Origin of the sequence: Rhodococcus daqingensis (assembly GCF_042665615.1) — a bacterium.
Taxonomy (GTDB): Bacteria; Actinomycetota; Actinomycetes; order Mycobacteriales; family Mycobacteriaceae; genus Rhodococcus_G; species Rhodococcus_G daqingensis.
This window is the reverse complement of the sequence record NZ_JBHTCS010000009.1, coordinates 375149-394187: the sequence shown is the minus strand read 5'-3', so window position 1 is coordinate 394187 and position 19039 is coordinate 375149. Positions and strand designations below refer to the sequence as shown.

Genomic DNA, 19039 nt, shown 5'->3' with positions numbered 1-19039 from the left:
CACCCAGGCAACATCCGACTCGTACCTTTAGGTCTCCCACGCACAGAGGAGGCCCGGTGACCACACGTTCGGACGAAGCCACGGCAGCAGCCGGCGCGCTCGAGGACACGTCCTCGAATCGCAAGCACTACATCGCAGACTGGGACGCCGAGGACGTCGAGGCCTGGGACGCCGGCGGCAAGGACATCGCCAAGCGCAATCTCGTCTGGTCGGTCATCGCCGAGCACGTCGGATTCTCCGTGTGGTCCGTCTGGTCGGTGATGGTCCTGTTCATGCCGACCGACGTCTACGGCATCGACCCGGCAGGCAAGTTCTTCCTGGTGGCCGTCCCGACCCTCGTCGGCGCCGTCCTCCGCATCCCCTACACCGTCGCCACGGCACGGTTCGGCGGCCGGAACTGGACGATCTTCAGCGCGCTGGTGCTGATGGTGCCGCTGGTCGGGACCCTGTACCTGATGCTCAACCCCGGCTTCTCGTACACGACGTTCCTGCTCGTCGCGGCGATCGCCGGCGTCGGCGGCGGCAACTTCGCCTCCTCGATGGCGAACATCAACGCCTTCTATCCGCAGCGGCTCAAGGGTTGGGCGCTCGGCCTCAACGCCGGCGGAGGCAACATCGGCGTGCCGGTCGTCCAGCTCATCGGTCTCGTCGTCATCGCGACGGTCGGCAACACCGAAGCGTGGATCGTCTGCGCCATCTACCTGGTGTTGTGTGGTGTCGCCGCGGTCGGTGCCGCATTGTTCATGGACAACCTGGGCAACCAGAAGGCCGACATGAAGGCGATGGGAACGGCGCTCAAGTTCCGCGACTCGTGGGTGATCGCCTTCCTGTACATCGGCACCTTCGGCTCGTTCATCGGCTACAGCTTCGCGTTCGGCCAGGTCATGCAGATCAACTTCATCGCAGGCGGCGACACCCCCGCCCAGGCGGCCCTGCACACCGCGCAGATCGCGTTCATCGGCCCGCTGCTCGGGTCGATCGCCCGCCCGTACGGCGGCAAGCTCGCCGACCGCATCGGCGGCGGCAAGATCACGCTCTACACCTTCGCCGCGATGACGCTTGCCTCAGGCGTCCTGGTCACGGCCAGCACGATCGACGACAGCACGGCAGGAGCCGCCAGCACCGGCGTCATGGTGACACTGGTCCTCGGCTTCGTCGCACTGTTCCTGCTGTCCGGACTCGGCAACGGTTCGGTCTACAAGATCATCCCGTCGATCTTCGAGGCCAAGGCTCAGGGACTCGATCACCTCAGCGCGGAAGAGAAGGCCAGTTGGTCGCGCAACATGTCGGGTGCACTGATCGGCTTCGCCGGCGCGATCGGCGGGCTCGGCGGCGTCGGTATCAACCTGGTGCTCAGGGCCTCCTACCTGAGCCCGGCCAAGTCCGCGACCATGGCGTTCTGGGTCTTCCTCGGGTTCTACCTGGCCTGCATCGTCGTCACCTATGTGGTGTTCCTGCGCCGCCCGGCGGCCCGGGACGTCACCGAAACCGAGGAGTCGGTGCTGGTATGACCATCGCAGTTCCGTCTCTGGTTTCCACCCCCACCCACTGCCCGTACTGCGGACTCCAGTGCGCGATGAACATCTCGCGTGACTCCTCGGCAACGGATCAGGCCCTGACCGCGACGGTCACGGGTCGGAGCTTCCCCACCAATCGGGGCGGGCTGTGCCAAAAGGGCTGGACCAGTGCGGAACTGCTACGGAACCCGAACCGGCTCACCGCGCCGCTCGTGCGCCGGGACGGGGAACTGCGCCCCGCGAGCTGGGACACGGCGCTCGACATCGTGGCGGACGGCTTCGCGGCGGCGCAGGCAAAGGGTGGGCGCGACGCCGTCGCGATCTTCGGCGGCGGCGGGCTCACCAACGAGAAGGCCTACCAGCTGGGCAAGTTCGCGCGGGTGGCACTGGGCACCTCGAACATCGATTACAACGGCCGGTTCTGCATGTCCTCGGCGGCGGCAGCGGGCGGCAAGGCCTTCGGGCTCGACCGCGGGCTGCCCTTCCCGGTGGCCGACCTCGGCGCGGCGCGGGCGATCCTGATCCTGGGCGGCAACGTCGCCGAGACCATGCCGCCGTTCCTCGGTCACCTCGCGACCGCGGCGGACGCGGGCGGACTCGTCGTCGCGGACCCCCGGCGCACGGCCACCGTGGAACGCGCGCTCGCCGGCGGCGGGGTGCACCTGCAGCTGAGCCCGGGCACCGACCTGCCGCTCGCCCTTGGCCTGCTGCACCTGGCCGTGCTCGACGGCCGCGTCGATCACAACTACATCGGCTCGCGCACCGAGGGCTTCGACGATGCGTGGCTGGCCGCCGCCCAGTGGTGGCCCGAGCGCACCGAGCGGGTCACCGGGGTGCCGGTGAGCGCGCTGCGTCGCACGGTGGAGATCCTGTGGCGCGCACAGCAGTCCGACACGGGCGCCTACATCCTGACGGCCCGTGGGGCGGAGCAGCACGCCACCGGGACCGACACCGTCTCGGCCGTGATCAACCTGGCCCTGGCCCTCGGGCTGCCCGGCCGCCGGGGCAGCGGTTACGGCGCGATCACCGGTCAGGGCAACGGGCAGGGCGGTCGCGAGCACGGGCAGAAGGCCGACCAGCTTCCCGGCTATCGCAAGATCACCGATCCCGCGGCCAGGGTCCACGTGGCGCAGGTGTGGGGGATCGACCCCGCCGAGCTGCCCGGCCCGGGGAAGAGTGCCTACGAGCTGCTCGAGTCGATCGGCGCGCCCGGCGGGCCGAGCGCGCTGATGGTGCACGGGGCGAACCTGGCGGTGTCCGCGCCGCGCGCAGGCCATGTGGTGGACCGGCTGGCCGCCCTGGACATGTTGGTGGTCAACGACTTCCTGCTCTCCGAGACCGCCGCCATGGCAGACGTCGTGCTGCCGGTCCTGCAGTGGGCCGAGGAGGAGGGCACCATGACCAGCCTCGAGGGCCGGGTGCTGCGCCGCAAGGTGGCCGTGTCCGCCCCCGAGGGCCCGCGCTCCGAGCTCGAGGTGCTCGCCGAGCTCGCGCGTCGACTGGGCCAGCCCGCGGGCCGGTTCGGCACCGACCCCGAGACGGTGTTCGAGGAGCTGCGGTTGGCCTCCGCGGGCGGGGTCGCCGACTACTCGGGGATCAGCTACGCCCGGCTGGACGCGGGCGAGGCGTTGCACTGGCCGTGTCCGGAGGTCGAGGGTGAGGCCGATCATCCCGGGACGCCGCGGCTGTTCCTGGACCGCTTCGAGACCCCGAGCGGCCGTGCCCGCTTCGTCGCAGTGGAGCACCGCGGCCCGGATGAGGTGATGGACACCGAGTACCCGTTGGTGGCCACCACCGGGCGCGTCCTGGCGCACTACCAGTCCGGTGCGCAGACCCGCCGGATCGACGAACTGGTCCGCGCCGCGGGCGAGATGTTCGTCCAGGTGCATCCCGACACCGCTCGCCGGATGGGCCTGGCCGAGGGTGGGCTGGCCGCCGTGGTGAGCAGGCGCGGGCGGACCGAGGCGACCGTGCGCTGCGACGACAGCATGCGGCTCGACACGGTGTTCCTGCCGTTCCACTTCGCAGGCGCGGGCCGGGCGAACCTGTTGACCAACCCGGCGCTCGACCCGACCAGCCGGATGCCGGAGTTCAAGGCGTGCGCAGTCAAATTGGAGGCGGTGGCATGAGTAGGACCCGAATCGTGGTGGTGGGCAACGGCATGGCCGGCTCGCGACTGGCGGAGGAGTTGCGTCGCCGCGATCCCGAAGCCGAGCGGCTCGACATCGTGGTGATCGGAGCCGAGACGCATCCCGCCTACAACCGGATCCTGCTCTCGAACGTGTTGGCGGGCAGCATCACCGGCCGTGACACCCGGCTCAAGCCCGACGGCTGGTGGGAGCGCCAGGGCATCGACGTCCGATCCGGCGTCCGGGTGACCGGCATCGACACCGCCGCGCGGACCGTGCGTCTCGACGACGGCGCGGGGAACCCGGACGCCGAGATCGGCTACGACGAGCTGGTGCTGGCGACCGGCAGCCGGTCGTTCATCCCGCCGATCGAGGGCGCGGTGGACGAGTCGGGCTCTCTCGTCGAGGGCGTGGCCGCTTTCCGGACGATCGGCGATTGCGACCAGATCATCGCCGCGGCCGCAGGCGGCTCCAGTGCCGTTGTGCTCGGCGGCGGGCTGCTCGGCCTCGAGGCGGCGCGTGGGCTGTTGATGCGCGGCATGGACGTCACGGTGGTGCACCCCAAGGACTTCCCGATGGAACGCCAGCTCGACCCGGCGGGCGGGGCGGTGCTGACCAGGGTGCTCACCGAGCTCGGCATGCGAATGGTGCTCGGCCGCAGGGCCGTCGCCCGCAACGCCGAGAACCGGACCGTGACGCTCGACGACGGCACCGAGTTGCCCGCCGACCTGCTGGTGCTGTCCGCGGGCATCCGGCCGGAGGTGACGCTGGCCGAGTCGGCAGGCATCACGGTCGATCAGGCCATCGTGGTCGACGACCTGCTGCGCACCAGCGCGCCGCGGGTCTCGGCCATCGGGGAGTGCGCGCAGCACCGCGGGGAGGTCTACGGGCTGGTCCAGCCCGGCTGGGAGCAGGCCGCGGTGGTGGCCGAGCGGCTCGCCGGTGAGAACCGGTTCGCCACCTACCACGGGACGGCGAACGTGACCCGGCTCAAGGCACACGACATCGACCTCGCGTCGATGGGCGACATCAGCGCCGAGATGCACTGCAACCACAGCGAGGTGCTGACCCTGGCCGATCCGACCCGGGGCCGCTACGCGAAGGTCGTCGTCCGCGAGGACCGGGTGGTCGGCGCGGTGTTGCTGGGCAACCCCGACGTGGTCGGCACGCTGACCCAGCTGTTCGACGCGCAGCTTCCGGTTCCGGTGGACCGGATGTCGCTCCTCATCGGCCGCGGGTCCGGGGCGGGCGTCGAGGTGGCGAGCCCGGCCACCATGCCCGGATCGGCGGTCGTCTGCCGATGCAACTCGGTGACGAAGGCACAGCTGACGCGGGCCTGGAAATCGGGCTCGCGCAGCGTGGCCGCCATGGCGACGGAGACACGGGCGACCACCGGCTGCGGGGGCTGCAGCTCCGTCGTGCAGGGCATCTGCGAATGGCTACGCAATTCGGATCCGGAACCAAGAGACCAACCAGTACACGAAACACCATCGATCGAAGAAGAGGGCGCAGCATGAACAACAAGTCGGTAGTGGTGATCGGGCACGGGATGGTCGGCCATCGATTCGTCGAGGCCCTGCGCGCGCGGGACGAGGACGCCCAGTGGCGCGTCACGGTCCTGTGCGAGGAAGCGCTGCCCGCGTACGACCGAGTCGGCCTGTCCTCGTACGTCGGATCCTGGGACGCAAAGGAACTCGCGCTCGCCGGCAACGACTACGTCGGCGACGCGCTGGTCGACCTGCGGACCGGTGAGCGGGCCGTCGCGATCGACCGGGTCGCGCGCACCGTCACCACCGGCTCCGGCGAGACCCTCGGCTACGACGCTCTCGTCATGGCCACCGGTTCGTACCCGTTCGTGCCGCCGATCCCGGGCCACGACCGCGACGAGTGCTTCGTGTACCGCACCCTCGACGACCTCGACGGCATCCGCGCCACCGCGGAGAAGGCAGGCCCGGGCGCGGTCGGCGTGGTCGTCGGCGGCGGCCTGCTCGGCCTGGAGGCGGCGAATGCGCTCCGGCTGATGGGCATGACCCCGCACGTCGTGGAGTTCGCCCCGCGGCTGATGCCGTTGCAGGTCGACGAGGGCGGCGGTGCGCTGCTGGCGCGGCTGGTCACCGACCTCGGGGTGACCGTGCACGCGGGCGTCGGCACCGCCGCGATCACCGAGGGCCCCGAGGGCTTGAGCGTCGAGCTCTCGGACGGCTCGGTGATCGACGCCGCGCTGCTGGTGTTCTCCGCCGGTATCCGCCCGCAGGACAAGCTGGCACGCGATGCCGGCCTCGAGGTCGGCGAACGCGGCGGCGTCCTCACCGACCTCGGCTGCCGTACCTCGGACGAGGCCATCTACGCGGTGGGTGAGTGCGCGGCCGTCGACGGCGTCGCCTACGGCCTGGTGGCGCCCGGCTACACCACCGCTGAGATCGTCGCCGACCGTCTGCTCGGCGGCGCGGCCGAGTTCCCTGGCGCGGACCTGTCCACCAAGCTCAAGCTGATGGGGGTGGACGTCGCCAGCTTCGGTGACGCGCACGCCCAGACCCCCGGGGCGCTCGAGGTGGTCCTCAGCGACGCGGCCAAGGGCACCTACGCCAAGCTCGTCGTGTCCGACGACGCCAAGATCCTGCTCGGCGGCATCCTCGTCGGCGACGCGTCCGCGTACGCCTCGCTGCGGCCCCTGGTCGGTCGCGAGCTCCCCGGCGACCCGGCCTCGCTGATCTCGCCCGCGGGCGAGAAGCCCGGCGCGGGTTCGCTGCCCGACGATGCGGAGGTGTGTTCCTGCAACGGTGTCACCAAGGGCGCGATCTGCGGCGCGATCGCCGACGGTGCCTGCGACATCGCGTCCGTGAAGAGCTGCACCAACGCGGGAACCACCTGCGGTGGCTGCCTGCCCACGATCAAGCAGCTGCTGGCCTCGTCCGGCGTGGTGATGTCGAAGGCGCTCTGCGAGCACTTCGAGCAGTCGCGGGCGGAGCTGTTCGAGATCGTGATGGCGACCGGCACCCGCACCTTCTCCGCGCTGATCACCAAGTTCGGCACCGGCACCGGATGTGACATCTGCAAGCCGGTGGTGGCCTCGATCCTGGCCTCGACCGATTCGGATCACATCCTGCACCGGCACCAGGCCTCGCTGCAGGACACCAACGACCACTTCCTGGCCAACATCCAGAAGAACGGCACCTACTCGGTGGTGCCGCGGATGCCCGGCGGCGAGTGCACGCCCGAGCAGCTGATCGTGATCGGCGAGGTGGCACGGGATTTCGGCCTGTACACCAAGGTGACCGGTGGCCAGCGCATCGACCTGTTCGGTGCCCGGGTCGAGCAGTTGCCCGCGATCTGGAAGCGCCTGGTCGATGCGGGCATGGAGTCCGGTCAGGCTTACGGCAAGTCGCTGCGCACGGTGAAGAGCTGTGTCGGATCCACCTGGTGCCGTTACGGAGTCCAGGATTCGGTGGGGATGGCTGTCGGACTCGAGAACCGCTACCGCGGTCTGCGTTCCCCGCACAAGATCAAGTTCGGTGTCTCCGGGTGCGCGCGTGAGTGCGCTGAGGCACGCGGAAAGGACGTCGGCGTCATCGCCACCGAGAACGGGTGGAACCTCTACGTCGGCGGCAACGGCGGGCAGTCTCCCAAGCACGCGCAGCTGCTCGCGGGCGGCCTCGACGACGAGACGCTGGTCCGCTACATCGATCGGTACCTGATGTTCTATGTCCGCACCGCCGACCGGTTGCAGCGCACCGCGCCCTGGGTGGAGGCGATGGAGGGTGGCCTCGATCACCTCAGGGCCGTGGTCTGCGAGGACAGCCTCGGCATCGCCGACGAGCTCGAGGCGGCCATGGCCAAGCACGTCGAGGGCTACCAGGACGAGTGGGCAGGCGTGCTCGACGATCCGGAAAAGCTCTCGCGCTTCGTGTCTTTCGTCAACGCGCCGGAGGAGGCCGACCCGACCGTGGTCTTCGACGAGTCCGGCGATCGCAAGATCCCGGTCCTGATGGGCATGCCGCCGATGCCCGGGGCGACCTCGCAGTAGCGGGGGAGGACAGCTCAGATTCTGCTTACCGCGCGGGAATCGCGGCTTAACGCCGAGGAAACACCGGAAAAGTAGAAAGTAAGCCTGCATTACAGGAGGACCGCGATGATGACCGTTATCGACATGAAGGCGCACAACGTGACCGGACCCGGACGCGAGAGCGTCAACGACGGACGACTCGAATGGACCTCGGCCTGCCCGCTCAGCCACCTCATCCCGGGGCTCGGTGTCGCGGTGCTGATTCGGGGGGGCGAGCAGGCGGCGCTGTTCCTTCTCGAGGACGGTTCGCTCTACGCCGTGGGGAACATCGACCCCTTCGGGCGCGCGGCGGTGATGTCGCGAGGCCTGGTCGGGGACAGGGCAGGCGAGCCCATCGTGATCTCACCCCTGCTCAAGCAGGTGTTCTCGCTCGTCGACGGACGTTGCCTCGACGACGAGTCCGTCCGGCTGCCCGTCTACGACGTGCGGGTCTGGGCCGGCATGGTCCAGGTCCACAGCACCACCGGTGCCGGCACGGCCGCTTCCACGGTGGACAGCGCGTGAGTGCGGGCAGGGCGGCGCCGCAGGTCGGTGAGCCGCTGTCCGGTTTCACCGTGGGGGTCACCGCGGCCAGGCGGTCGGAAGAGTTCACCACTCTGCTGACCCGTCGGGGTGCCACCATCGTGCACGCGGCCGCGATCCGCATCATCCCGCTCGTCGACGATGCCGAGCTGGAACGGGTGACCAGGGAACTGATCGACAACCCGCCCGAGATCGCGGTCGCGACCACCGGAATCGGCTTCCGGGGCTGGATGGAGGCGGCCGATGGATGGGGGCTCGCCGAACAGCTGGGCGGCGCCCTCTCGACTGCGCGGCTGCTCGCCCGCGGCCCGAAGGCGAAGGGCGCGATCCGTGCCGCGGACCTGCGGGAGGAGTGGTCGCCGGTCTCCGAGTCGTCGGCCGAGGTGATCGACCACCTGCTCGCCGAGGGCGTGGAGGGCAAGCGGATCGCGGTGCAGCTGCACGGCGCCACCACCGAATGGGAGCCGTTGCCGGACTTCTGCGAGGTGCTCCGGGTCGCCGGTGCCGAGGTCGTGCCGGTGCCGGTGTACCGGTGGACGCAGCCCGAGGATTCGACCGCCATGGACCGGCTGATCGAGCTGACCGTCAGCGGGGGACTGGATGCGCTGAGCTTCACCAGCGCACCCGCGGTGGCGTCGATGCTGATCCGCGCCAAGGAGATCGGCCTCGTCGACCCGTTGCTGAACTCGCTGCGCACCCGGGTGCTGGCGGTGTGCGTCGGTCCGGTGACCGCCGCTCCACTGGAGGCGCTCGGCGTCCCGAGCACCATGCCGGGCCGCGCACGGCTCGGGTCGCTGGCCCGGCACATCGCCGAGGAACTGCCGCGCCGGTCGATGCGCCTGCGCGCCGCGGGCCACGACGTGAGCGTGCGCGGGGGATGTGTTGTGGTGGACGGCGAGGTTCGTCAACTCGCGCCTGCCGCAATGGCTTTGATGCGCACGCTGGCACACCGGCCCGGACGTGTTGTCTCGCGGGAGGAGCTGCTCTCCGTGCTCCCCGGAGGTGGAGAGGACACCCACGCCGTCGAGACGGCCATCGCGCGACTGCGGACCTGCCTCGGCGCCCCCAAGATCGTGCAGACGGTGGTCAAGCGTGGCTACCGCCTTGCGCTGGACCCGGTCGACTGCGGGGACGAATCGTGAACCGGCCCGCGTTGGTGCTCGTCGCGCACGGCACGCGAAGCCCACGTGGCGTCGACATGGTCGCCGCGCTGGCCGACGCGGTGGCCGGCGAGGTGGGCACGACCCGTGTCGCCTTCGTGGACGTGCTCGGGCCCTCACCGGCGGAGGTGCTGCGTGACCTCGGCGGGCCCGCGGTCGTGGTGCCTGCCTTCCTGGCCTCCGGATACCACGTGCACACCGACGTCCCACGCGAGGTCGCGGATTCCGGCCACCCCGACGTGACCGTGACCAGGGCGCTCGGGCCGGATCCGGTGCTGGCGCGGGTGCTGTTCGAGCGGCTGCGGGAGGCCGGCTGGCGTCCGGGCGACGCGGTGGTGCTCGCGGCAGCCGGCTCCTCGGACCCACGGGCGCTCGCCGATGTGCGCCGGGGCGCCGCGATGCTGGCGGAGTTGCTCGGTGATCGGGTGCACATCGGGTACGTCGCGACCGCGGAGCCGCGGGTGCCCCAGGTGGTCGGCGGGCTGCGGTCGTCGGGCCACCGCAGGGTGTTCATCGCCTCGTACCTGTTGGCGCACGGCCTGTTCCATCGACGGCTGGCGGACGCCGGCGCGGACGGGGTGGCCGAGCCGCTCGGCGTGCATCCCGCACTGGTTCGGCTGCTCGCCGATCGATACAGGGCCGGCTGCGCGAGCATGGAATCCGTCAGCGCGGCAGCGGCAGCAGTTCCGCGGAGCCGCCGTCAGGTGTTGCCGGTTCGATGATCGCCAGGGCGTGAGCCCCGATCAGCGCGGCGAGGTGAGCCGTCCCGGCGGGGACGGCTGCGTACCAGCGACCATCCGCTCGCTGGGTGGCCGTGACGACCCGAGGTGCATCGGCGGCCAGTTCGCCTGCGTTCTCGATCGGCGCGATCTGGGGAGTCGGCGCCGGGGCGCCGGTCAGCGCGGAGACCACGGTAGGCGCCGTCATCAGCAGCGTGGCGACCGCGGCATAGGGGTTGCCGGGCAGCCCCAGCACGACGCGTCCGTCGGGCAGCACCGCGACGACCTGCGACCCGCCGGGTCGGCACCGCACCCGCCCGACCACCAGGTGGGCGCCGCTTCGGGCGAGCGCCAGCCGGAGGTGGTCCGCGGCCCCGCCCCCGGTGGCGCCGACGATGACGATCAGGTCGGGACGCGCGGCCGCACCCGAAACCGGCTGTGCCAGTAGCTCGTCGAAGCCGCCCGCGGTGTCGCGCAGGTGTGACTCCGCGGCCGTGTGGATCCCGCACCAGGACAGGAACCGAGGCATCAGGGGCCCCAGGCTGTCGCGCGTCTGTCCGGTGCGCAGGGGTCCGTCGCGGCGGATCTCGTCCCCCGTCACCACGACATGGGCCGTCGCCGGGCCGCGGACCAGCAGCTCGGCGACCTCGCCGCTGAGCGCCACCGAGGCGACTGCCTCGGTGACCCGGACGCCCGCCTCCGCGAGTGGTGCGCCCGGCTGCCAGTCCTCGCCCCGCCTGCGGGTGTCGTTGCGGACCGGCGCGTCCGGCCGCCTGCTCAGCGTGGCGTTCGCGAGTTCGACATGCTCGTCGCGCACGACCGCGGTGGCGCCGGACGGCACATGGGCGCCGGTGGCGATCCGTACCGCGTGCCCGGGCTCGAGCTCCACCTCGTCCTCGGAGCCGGCGTAACGAATCGCCTTGTCGAGATGCCAAGGGCCGTCTCCGGATACGGCGTATCCGTCCATCGCCGAGGTGTCGAGCCGGGGCAGCGCACCGGCGGCGAGCATCGGCCGTGCCAGCACCCCGCCGAGCGCGGTGAGCGGGGTGGCCACGCGAGCGGGCAGCATCTCGATGGCGTCGCGGGCGGCGCGCCTGGCCTCGGCGAGGCCGACGGCGGGCGAGGTGGTGCGGCTCCGGGCGGCGGCGACGTCCGCCTCCGTGTCACAGTCGGAGATGCCCGTCATGGGGACGGTGAGGTATCCGGCCGGGATCAGTGTCTTCATCGGCCGGTTGGCCAGGTCGGCGCGGCCGATCTCGTCGAGCCGGGCGGCCAGCGCGTCCCGCCGCCACACGCCGAGGAGGAACTGCACCCGGCCGGATTCGTCGAGTGCGAAGGCCGCGGGTGCTCCCGGTTCGAGGTCGAGAGCCGCGACGAGGCCCTCGATCGACGCGGAGGACAGGAACGGCAGGTCGGCCGCGAGCACGACGACCTGTGCGGCGCCGCCGCCCAGCGCGCGCAGACCGGCGTCCATCGCGAGCACCGGGCCGCCGCCGACCGGTGATTCCTGCGTCTGCGCGATCGCGGATGCGAGACCGTCCCGGTGCGGTCCCACCACGACCACCCGCTCGGACCCGGCGACGGCGTCGAGCGCGGCACCGAGCATGGAGCGGCCGGCGATGACGATCGCGGGCTTGTCGACGCCACCCATCCGGGTGGCGGATCCGCCGGCGAGAATGACTGCGTCGTATGCCGAGGGCGTGCCGATGGTCACCGGTTGATGATCCCATCGATCTGCGCGGTAATCGAATTGAGGACGCTCACTGTCCTCGATCCCCCTTACCGTCGCCGCCATGGACAACACGACGAAAACGACGCCCGTCCGGCCCGTCCCCGCGGGCTACGCCACCGTCACGCCCTGGATCATCTCCCGGGACACCGCCCGACTCCTCGACTTCGTGCGGGACGCCTTCGACGCCGAGGAACTGGCCCGCGTCGAGTACGCGGGCGCGATCGGCCACGCGGAGGTGCGGATCGGGGACTCGGTGGTGATGATGTTCGACGGCCGCCCGGACTGGCCGGACACGCCTGGCTTCCTGCGGCTGTACGTCGAGGACGCCGATGCCACCTTCCGGCAGGCGCTCGAGGCGGGGGCCACGCCGGTCACCGAGGTGACCGAACTCTTCTTCGGGGACCGCGTCGGTCGCGTCCGCGACCCGCTGGGCAACCTGTGGTGGGTTCAGACCCGAGTGGTGGATCTGACGCCCGAGGAACTCGAGATCCGTGCGCAGCAGCCGGAATTCGTGGCCGCGATGGAATACGTCGCGGGTGCCTCGCTCGTGCAACCGTCGACGTAGCCCCGATTCAGGCGATGAGGCCTCCCTGTAGACCCGCAGCACAGCGACGGATTCGCTTTGGCGTAGAGCGATTTTCGCGATCGCTACCTGCCTCGATTTGTTGAGCGCGTCCCGCAGGAGGGTGTAGGCGCGTCGAGACTGGTGCTGCGGTTCGACAAAGTAGCTCTTGTCGAAATAGATCGGGTCAATCGAATCGAGGGGAATGAACTGCTGGACGTCGATGAGCTGGGCGCTGGGGAGTGAAAAGTCTTCAAAGTCGTCTTCGGTGAGCACGATCATTCCCTGATCGGTCTCGAACCCCTTGCCGATGTCCTCGTACGGGACTTCCTCATCGTCGAGTGAGCACACCCGTTTGTGGTGTATCCGGCCGCCGTCTTCGATGTGGACCTGATGAAACGAGACGTTCTTGTTCTCCGTGGCCGCATACAGGCTGATCGGGATTGCGACCAACCCGAACGACACTGTCCCCTTCCACATCGCACGCAGGGCACACACCTCCGGCCTTTGAGCGCGGACACGTCCACGCTACTGCGCCCGCAATGAAGGCCGGTCTCGCAAGAAGCCACAGTGCGATCTCCTGGCTGTCGGGTCGCACTGATCGGTCAGCCCTATGAATCCACCGTGTCCCGCGTTCGGTCGTTTCCGAGACACCGACCCGCTGGCGCCCTCGACGTCGAATCCAGTCGGCCGGGTCGGTTCGCAGCGGTCGAGCAACTGCTGCACCCAAATCGCGCTGTGATTCCCGACGTTATTTGGCACGTGCCAACGCTATTTAGCACGGTGGGGGGCGCGAGCTACGTAGGTCCCCACGGACCCCGTCACCATGTGCCGAATGGGGATCCGTCAGCGGGACGACAACATTCCGATCACATCGACCGTTGCCGCGTCTACGGATGTGCCCGACCCCGCATATTCAACTGGTCGGCGGCGAACTTGATCGAAGGCGAGCCCACAGCGTTTGGCGAAGTCGAGTAGGGGAGTACCCGCGACATCCGTTCTCGTTTGCGTCAGGCTCGGACCATCCCATCCACACCCCTCGACACCTTCGAGAGCGGGGAGATCACCCATGTGCGCTCAGGCCGCGGAGGCTCCGGAGCAGCAGGCCCGCGGGCCAGGGGCGTCGTTCGACTACGACGCCTTCATCTCCTACGCCCACCACGACCGGCCGGTCGCAGCGGGGATCCAGAAGGGCCTGCACCGTATCGGCCGGCGCATGGGCCACCTGCACGCGCTGCGGGTGTTCCGCGACGCCACCGACCTCACCGCCAGCCCGGATCTGTGGGGCAGGGTGATCGATGCGATGGACCGCGCCCGATACCTCATCGTGGTGCTCTCCCCGCACGCGGTCGCCTCGGGCTGGGTGAACAAGGAGGTCGCCCACTGGCTGGACCGGCGCGGGCCGGACCGGCTGATGTTCGTTGTGGCCGACGGGCACCTCACCTGGGACGAGGACACCGGACGGTTCGATCCGGACCGGTCCGATGTGGCGTTGCCGGTGCTGACGGAGCCGGGGGTCCTCGCCGCCGAGCCGTTCTACGTCGACGTGAGCGAGGACGCACCGTGGGACCCGGCAGCACCGATGTTTAGGGAGAAGGTCACCGACCTGGCCGCCCCGATCCACGGCAAACCCAAATACGAGCTGGCCGGCGAGGACCTGCGCGAGCACCGCCGATTCCGCCGCCTCCGCCGCGCCGCCATCGCCGGCCTGGTCCTCCTGACCGTCCTCGCACTCGCCGCGGCCACGATCGCATTCGATCGACAACAGGAGGCGGAACGCCAACGCAACGAGGCGATCGCTCTCGCCCTCGCCGCAACCTCCCGCGATACCGCCACCAGCAATCCGGCGGTCGCTCTCGCTCTCGCCGCCGAGAGTAGCCGGGCGACACCCGCCCCTCTGTGGCAGGCCACCAGCGCGTTGGTCAACGCCCGCGTCGCCTTTGCTCAAAGAACGACGCAGCAGGTGCGCACGCCGATCACCGGCCACACTGGCCCGGTAAGTGCGGTGGCGTTCAGACCCGATGGCGCGCAATTGGCCTCCGCCAGCTTGGACAACACCGTGCGGCTGTGGGACCCGGCCACCGGTGATCCGGTCGGTGCCCCGCTCACCGGCCACACCGACCCGATTGACGGGGTCGCGTTCAGTCCGGACGGCACCCGCCTGGCCTCTGCCAGCGATGACGGCACCGTGCGGCTGTGGGACCCGGCCACCGGCCAGCCGATCGGCGAACCGTTCACCGGCCACACCGGCAGTGTGACCTCGGTGGCGTTCGGCCCCGACGGCACCCGGCTGGCCTCCGCCGGCGCCGACGGCACCGTGCGGCTGTGGGACCTGGCCACCGGGAAACCGGCCGGCGCCCCGCTCACCGGCCACACAGGCAGCGTATTCGCGGTGGCCTTCGGCCCGGACCGCACCCGGCTCGCCTCCGCCGGCTCCGACGGCACCGTGCGGCTGTGGGACCCCACTGGCCGGCCGGTCGGCGAACCGCTCACCGGCCACACCGGCGAGGTGACCGCGGTGGCGTTCAGCCCGGACGGCACCCGACTCGCCTCCGCCGGCTCCGACGGCACCGTGCGGCTGTGGGACCCGGCCACCGGTGATCCGGTCGGTGCCCCGCTCACCGGCCACGAATGGGTGTCCGCGGTGGCCTTCGGCCCGGACGGCACCCGGCTCGCCTCCGCCGGCGGCGACGGCACCGTGCGGCTGTGGGACCCGGTCACCGGGGCCCAGGTCGGCGCCCCGCTCACCGGCCACACCGGCGCGGTGACCGCGGTGGCGTTCGGCCCGGACCGCACCCGGCTCGCCTCCGCCGGCGCCGACGGCACCGTGCGGCTGTGGGACCCGGTACACGGGCAGACGATCGGCGCCCCGCTCACCGGCCACACAGACATCGTGACGGCGGTGTCGTTCGGCCCCGACGGCACCCGGCTGGCCACCGCCGGCGCCGACACCACCGTGCGCCTGTGGGACCCCGCCACCGGGCAACAGATCGGCGCCCCCCTCACCGGCCACACCGGCGCGGTGACCGCGGTGGCGTTCGGCCCGGACGGCACCCGGCTCGCCTCCGCCGGCTCCGACGGCACCGTGCGGCTGTGGGACCCGGTACACGGGCAGCCGATCGGCGCCCCGCTCACCGGCCACACAGGCAGCGTATTCGCGGTGGCCTTCGGCCCGGACCGCACCCGGCTCGCCTCCGCCGGCTCCGACGGCACCGTGCGACTGTGGGACCCGGCCACCGGCAGGCCGGGAGGCGACCCACTCACCGGCCACACGGACGCGGTGCTCGACGTGGCGTTCAGCCCGGACGGCACCCGGATCGCCTCCGCCGGCACCGACGGCACCGTGCGGTTGTGGGATCCGGCCAGCGGTGAGCCGGCCGGCACCCCGCTCACTGGCCACACGAACTGGGTGTTTGCGGTGGCGTTCAGCCCCGACGGCACCCGGCTGGCCTCCGCCGGCGTCGACGGCACGGTGCGGCTGTGGGATCCGGCCACCGGACAACCGGTCGGTGATCCGCTCACCGGCCACACCGACTTTATAATGGGGATAGCGTTCAGTCCGGACGGTACCCGGCTGGCCTCCGCCGCATACGACACAACAGTGCGGTTGTGGGACCCGGTACACGGGCAGGCGATCGGCCCACCGCTAACCGGCCACACGAACTGGGTGACCGCGGTGGCGTTCAGCCCGGACGGCACCCGGCTGGCCTCCGCGGGAGACGACGGCATCGTGCGGCTGTGGGAACCCGCCTGGGACGTGGACGAGGCGTGTGAGCTCGCCGCCCCCTATGTGACCCGAGCCCAGGTACAGGAATACGTGCCATCAGGCTGGGAGACGGGATGCCCATATGCGGAGTGACCCTGTCTGCCGCGAACTGTGCAGGTTGGCGCAAAGGCGGACAAGGAAATCCGTGCATATATACGCCCCGTTGCCTCGGAAGAATGGATCCGCGCAGGACATGCGACACGCCAGGAGGTAGACGGTGTACCACAACGATCGCCGATCCGAGCTTCGCGCCCGGCTCTGGAATGACGCACCGGACAAGACCGGGCCCGGGGCCGGACCACCACCTACGAGAGCGCGGTGCTTGAGCAGTACCGGCTCTACGTGGAGATGGCCGACCGCGTCAGCGCCCGGTGCGGGCTGGCGAATTCGTTCTTCTTGACCCTGAACACTGGCATCGTCACCTTCGTCGCCGCCTTCGGGAAGGCCCCACCACAGGACAAGGTGTGGTGGCTGGCGATCCCCCCTGGCCGCGGTCCTCGGCCAGTGTTTCGCCTGGTTCTATTTGGTCCGGAGCTACCGGCTCCTCAACAGTGCCAAGTACCAGGTCGTCGGCGTCCTTGAGGAACGACTCCCGGCCTCCCCCTTCTGGCGTGCCGCATGGTGGGCACTGGGTGAGGGGAATGACCGGTCCCGGTACTGGCCCCTGTCGCACATCGAGCAGTGGATCCCCGTTCTCTTCGCGCTCGCGTACATCTCGGGGTTCCTCGCCGCTGTTCTCGCCTGAGTCTTCGCCAATAACGCCTGTGCGGTGTGTCGATTCGGGACCCGCAAGTCGCCGACGATCCGGCCGGGATTGGTCTCCAAGCGCACGGGAATCGTGCCCGATCGCAAGGAATTGATCGATAGGTTATCCCCCCGCTCTCCAGACGGCGCTCCGGGCCGTCATCTGGAGGCTGCCGGGAGTGCGGGGGCGGCGGGACCAATCGGGACCGTCCCGGGCTGCGTGAGACCCTGGCGGCGGTACGCGAAGGCGACATGTTGGTCGTGAGCAAACTCGATCGCCTGGCCCGCTCCGTGCCCGATGCCCGCGCGATCGCCGACGAGCCCACCGGCCGGAAGGACAAGCTCAACATCGGTGGATCTGTCCACGACCCCACCGACCCGATCGGACGGCTGTTGTTCACGACGCTGTCGATGATCGCGAAGTTCGAGGCAGACCTGGCCAGGGCTCGCACCCGAGAAGGAATGGCCGTCGCGAAAGCCAAAGGTCGGCTCCGCGGCAAGAAATCCAAACTCAGCCCGCACCAGGAAGCCACCTCGTCGAGCTGCACCGCTCCGGGCCAGCACACCACCACCTTCCCGAGTACTACGGCGACCCTGATCCCCGTTGGTCAGCCCAATCCGGTGCACATCACGTTTCCCGGAGTCAAACGGTGCGCGAGTGCCCTGTCTCGCGTAACCGGAGGTGGACTGGTCGATACCGAATGTTTGTGGGGTTCCACAAAAAATGACAGTGGCTCGCGTTCGGTCGTTTCTGCGACAGCAGGCGGTGAGACGTCTCGGATCGTAGCCGGCCCGCCGCGGCAAGGGCATGATCCCCTGCCTGAGAATCGATCGTTTCTGACGCGCTGATTCGTGAGACCTGTTCCGTCTTGGATGGTCGGCTGGCTGTCGGGGAACTTCAGTCGCTCGTTATGGTTTTAGGTGTTCGAGCCAGGGCAGTTCCAGGACGGCAATGATGAACAGTGCGAGCCCGAGCACCACGGCGACGGCATGCGGAAGGAGAACGTCTGTCGTCCAGCGGGCTCCTTTCAGTGTGCGATCTACATTCTTCTGATCCCGCCGCTTGGGCTTCGCGGTTCGGAAGTCGGGCCCGCGTCCCTTGTAGTCCCAGTACCAATCAATGCGCGGACTGGACTCCTGGCGATCGTCAATCGGGACATGGTTCAGGTAGTACGCCGCTACCTCGATATCGCGCATCCGTGAGTAGTACCGTCTCTGATGGCGTTTCATTTCGCCCTCGATGAACCAGAACGCGAGCGCCGTACCGCTGGCGAGGGCGAACAAGGCGTAATGCTCCTGTTGGAAGCCCAAGCCGATAGCCGCAAGACTCAACGTGACCGACCAGCTCTTTACGATCAAGAAGCGCCCGTCGAAGTCGGACACTATGCGTACGAGTGCCTGATACTCAGTTCCAAGGTCTGCACGCAGGGCGTCTTCACGAGTGCGCTGTTCTGCGCTGACCTTCGCTTCTCCGCGTTTTCGAGAAGCTCCAGCGACCGAATGAGGACGCCGTCGCGGCGGTGGGGAGCTGGCGCTCATTCTGTCATGATTCCGGCTGCACAAAGGGTGGGGATGTCTTTATCCGGGTTTGTTACCGAGCGGCGATATCCACCTTCCACTGATTGGGGTCTCAGTTTCGCTCGATTCTGCGACACCGAGGATGAGACATCGAGATGCCAATGGTCGGCGTCTGTTGACCAGTTCAGCTCTGCTCGTCAGTTGTCAGGAACACTGTGCCGAAGAGCTTTCCGTCGATCGGTGTGATGGAGTGCGAGACCGAGACGACGACTTGGCCTTCGGTCTGCCATGCGAGTGTGGCTGCGGTCGAGGCGTGGTTCGCCAGATCTGCCATCAACTGCGACAGGTCGTCATAGGGGCCGAGTTGGATGGTGGAGATCTCGTAGCTGTGGTCCGTGCTCACGATCGCCAGCGTACGGGCGAGTGCGAACTCCGAATCGGGATTGATTGCTGTTGCCTATCGGGGGGGGGCTGCACCTGTCTCCCTATCGGTCGTTTCCGAGACACCGACACGCGAGACACGACCCCCTGCGTCCCCGACGGCATCCTTCGAACACGGCACGTCAAAGAGCCCAGCAGCCAATCGTGTCCGTTTCCACGCTACTGC

At 69.5% G+C, this 19039-nt stretch carries 15 protein-coding genes and 1 pseudogene; 12 read left to right on the top strand and 4 right to left on the bottom strand.

Features of this window, described 5'->3' with window-relative positions; genetic code table 11:
* Nucleotides 1–131 precede the first annotated feature (131 nt).
* The 7 genes from ACFQS9_RS06345 to ACFQS9_RS06315 all read left to right on the top strand — a co-directional run bounded on the left by ACFQS9_RS06345 (nt 132) and on the right by ACFQS9_RS06315 (nt 10113).
* On the top strand, nt 132–1511 hold the full coding sequence (locus ACFQS9_RS06345) for an MFS transporter (RefSeq protein WP_378403190.1): 1380 nt from the start codon (nt 132–134) through the stop codon (nt 1509–1511).
* Nucleotides 1508–3646: a molybdopterin oxidoreductase family protein gene (locus ACFQS9_RS06340; protein WP_378402613.1), complete on the top strand. Its 2139-nt coding sequence runs from the start codon at nt 1508–1510 to the stop codon at nt 3644–3646. The genes ACFQS9_RS06345 and ACFQS9_RS06340 overlap by 4 nt, the downstream gene beginning before the upstream one ends.
* Nucleotides 3643–5163 carry an FAD-dependent oxidoreductase gene (locus tag ACFQS9_RS06335; protein ID WP_378402612.1) on the top strand — a complete coding sequence of 507 codons (1521 nt, stop codon included), beginning with the start codon at nt 3643–3645 and terminating at the stop codon, nt 5161–5163. The genes ACFQS9_RS06340 and ACFQS9_RS06335 overlap by 4 nt, the downstream gene beginning before the upstream one ends.
* A complete protein-coding gene (gene nirB, locus ACFQS9_RS06330; RefSeq protein WP_378402610.1) occupies nt 5160–7670 on the top strand; it encodes a nitrite reductase large subunit NirB in 2511 nt (836 codons plus the stop codon). The genes ACFQS9_RS06335 and nirB overlap by 4 nt, the downstream gene beginning before the upstream one ends.
* A 108-nt stretch (nt 7671–7778) precedes the next feature.
* A complete protein-coding gene (gene nirD / locus ACFQS9_RS06325; protein ID WP_378403188.1) occupies nt 7779–8213 on the top strand; it encodes a nitrite reductase small subunit NirD in 435 nt (144 codons plus the stop codon).
* A complete protein-coding gene (locus ACFQS9_RS06320) occupies nt 8210–9373 on the top strand; it encodes a uroporphyrinogen-III synthase (RefSeq protein WP_378402608.1) in 1164 nt (387 codons plus the stop codon). Before nirD ends, ACFQS9_RS06320 begins: the two co-directional genes overlap by 4 nt.
* Nucleotides 9370–10113 carry a sirohydrochlorin chelatase gene (locus ACFQS9_RS06315; RefSeq protein ID WP_378402606.1) on the top strand — a complete coding sequence of 248 codons (744 nt, stop codon included), beginning with the start codon at nt 9370–9372 and terminating at the stop codon, nt 10111–10113. Before ACFQS9_RS06320 ends, ACFQS9_RS06315 begins: the two co-directional genes overlap by 4 nt.
* Here ACFQS9_RS06315 and ACFQS9_RS06310 read toward each other — a convergent pair.
* Nucleotides 10055–11818: an NTP transferase domain-containing protein gene (locus ACFQS9_RS06310; RefSeq protein WP_378403187.1), complete on the bottom strand. Its 1764-nt coding sequence runs from the start codon at nt 11816–11818 to the stop codon at nt 10055–10057. The two genes, ACFQS9_RS06315 and ACFQS9_RS06310, sit on opposite strands and share 59 nt — an antisense overlap.
* 85 nt (nt 11819–11903) lie before the next feature.
* Between ACFQS9_RS06310 and ACFQS9_RS06305 the strand changes: the two genes are divergently transcribed.
* On the top strand, nt 11904–12407 hold the full coding sequence (locus ACFQS9_RS06305) for a VOC family protein (protein ID WP_378402604.1): 504 nt from the start codon (nt 11904–11906) through the stop codon (nt 12405–12407).
* A 21-nt stretch (nt 12408–12428) separates the two neighbouring features.
* On the opposite strand, the pseudogene ku reads toward ACFQS9_RS06305, so the two are convergent.
* Nucleotides 12429–12884, bottom strand: a pseudogene (ku, locus tag ACFQS9_RS06300) (non-homologous end joining protein Ku); the annotation flags it as partial.
* A 589-nt stretch (nt 12885–13473) separates the two neighbouring features.
* On the opposite strand from ku, the gene ACFQS9_RS06295 reads away from it, so the two are divergent.
* From ACFQS9_RS06295 to ACFQS9_RS06285, 4 genes are all read left to right on the top strand, one after another.
* On the top strand, nt 13474–16263 hold the full coding sequence (locus ACFQS9_RS06295; protein ID WP_378402602.1) for a toll/interleukin-1 receptor domain-containing protein: 2790 nt from the start codon (nt 13474–13476) through the stop codon (nt 16261–16263).
* A gap of 255 nt (nt 16264–16518) precedes the next feature.
* Nucleotides 16519–16752: a hypothetical protein gene (locus ACFQS9_RS26465; RefSeq protein ID WP_465269919.1), complete on the top strand. Its 234-nt coding sequence runs from the start codon at nt 16519–16521 to the stop codon at nt 16750–16752.
* The gene (locus ACFQS9_RS06290) at nt 16655–16915 is read left to right on the top strand and encodes a RipA family octameric membrane protein (protein WP_465269918.1); all 261 of its coding nucleotides are present in this window, start codon (nt 16655–16657) and stop codon (nt 16913–16915) included. Before ACFQS9_RS26465 ends, ACFQS9_RS06290 begins: the two co-directional genes overlap by 98 nt.
* Nucleotides 16916–17040: 125 nt before the next feature.
* Nucleotides 17041–17763 carry a recombinase family protein gene (locus tag ACFQS9_RS06285; protein WP_378403185.1) on the top strand — a complete coding sequence of 241 codons (723 nt, stop codon included), beginning with the start codon at nt 17041–17043 and terminating at the stop codon, nt 17761–17763.
* Between the two features lie 60 nt (nt 17764–17823).
* On the opposite strand, the gene ACFQS9_RS06280 is transcribed toward ACFQS9_RS06285, so the two are convergent.
* Both ACFQS9_RS06280 and ACFQS9_RS06275 read right to left on the bottom strand, forming a co-directional pair.
* Entirely contained in the window at nt 17824–18453 is a 630-nt protein-coding gene (locus tag ACFQS9_RS06280) for a hypothetical protein (RefSeq protein WP_378402598.1), read from the bottom strand.
* 163 nt (nt 18454–18616) lie between these two features.
* On the bottom strand, nt 18617–18835 hold the full coding sequence (locus ACFQS9_RS06275) for a hypothetical protein (protein ID WP_378402597.1): 219 nt from the start codon (nt 18833–18835) through the stop codon (nt 18617–18619).
* Nucleotides 18836–19039 lie beyond the last annotated feature (204 nt).

What these genes read in the sequence shown, in the direction of transcription:
- ACFQS9_RS06305 (WP_378402604.1), top strand. Translation starts at nt 11,904, where the DNA reads ATGGACAACACGACGAAAACGACGCCCGTCCGGCCCGTCCCCGCGGGC.
- ACFQS9_RS06340 (WP_378402613.1), top strand. Translation starts at nt 1,508, where the DNA reads ATGACCATCGCAGTTCCGTCTCTGGTTTCCACCCCCACCCACTGCCCG.
- ACFQS9_RS06280 (WP_378402598.1), bottom strand. Translation starts at nt 18,453, where the DNA reads ATGAGCGCCAGCTCCCCACCGCCGCGACGGCGTCCTCATTCGGTCGCT.
- ACFQS9_RS06295 (WP_378402602.1), top strand. Translation starts at nt 13,474, where the DNA reads ATGTGCGCTCAGGCCGCGGAGGCTCCGGAGCAGCAGGCCCGCGGGCCA.
- ACFQS9_RS06335 (WP_378402612.1), top strand. Translation starts at nt 3,643, where the DNA reads ATGAGTAGGACCCGAATCGTGGTGGTGGGCAACGGCATGGCCGGCTCG.
- ACFQS9_RS26465 (WP_465269919.1), top strand. Translation starts at nt 16,519, where the DNA reads ATGGCCGACCGCGTCAGCGCCCGGTGCGGGCTGGCGAATTCGTTCTTC.
- nirB (WP_378402610.1), top strand. Translation starts at nt 5,160, where the DNA reads ATGAACAACAAGTCGGTAGTGGTGATCGGGCACGGGATGGTCGGCCAT.
- nirD (WP_378403188.1), top strand. Translation starts at nt 7,779, where the DNA reads ATGACCGTTATCGACATGAAGGCGCACAACGTGACCGGACCCGGACGC.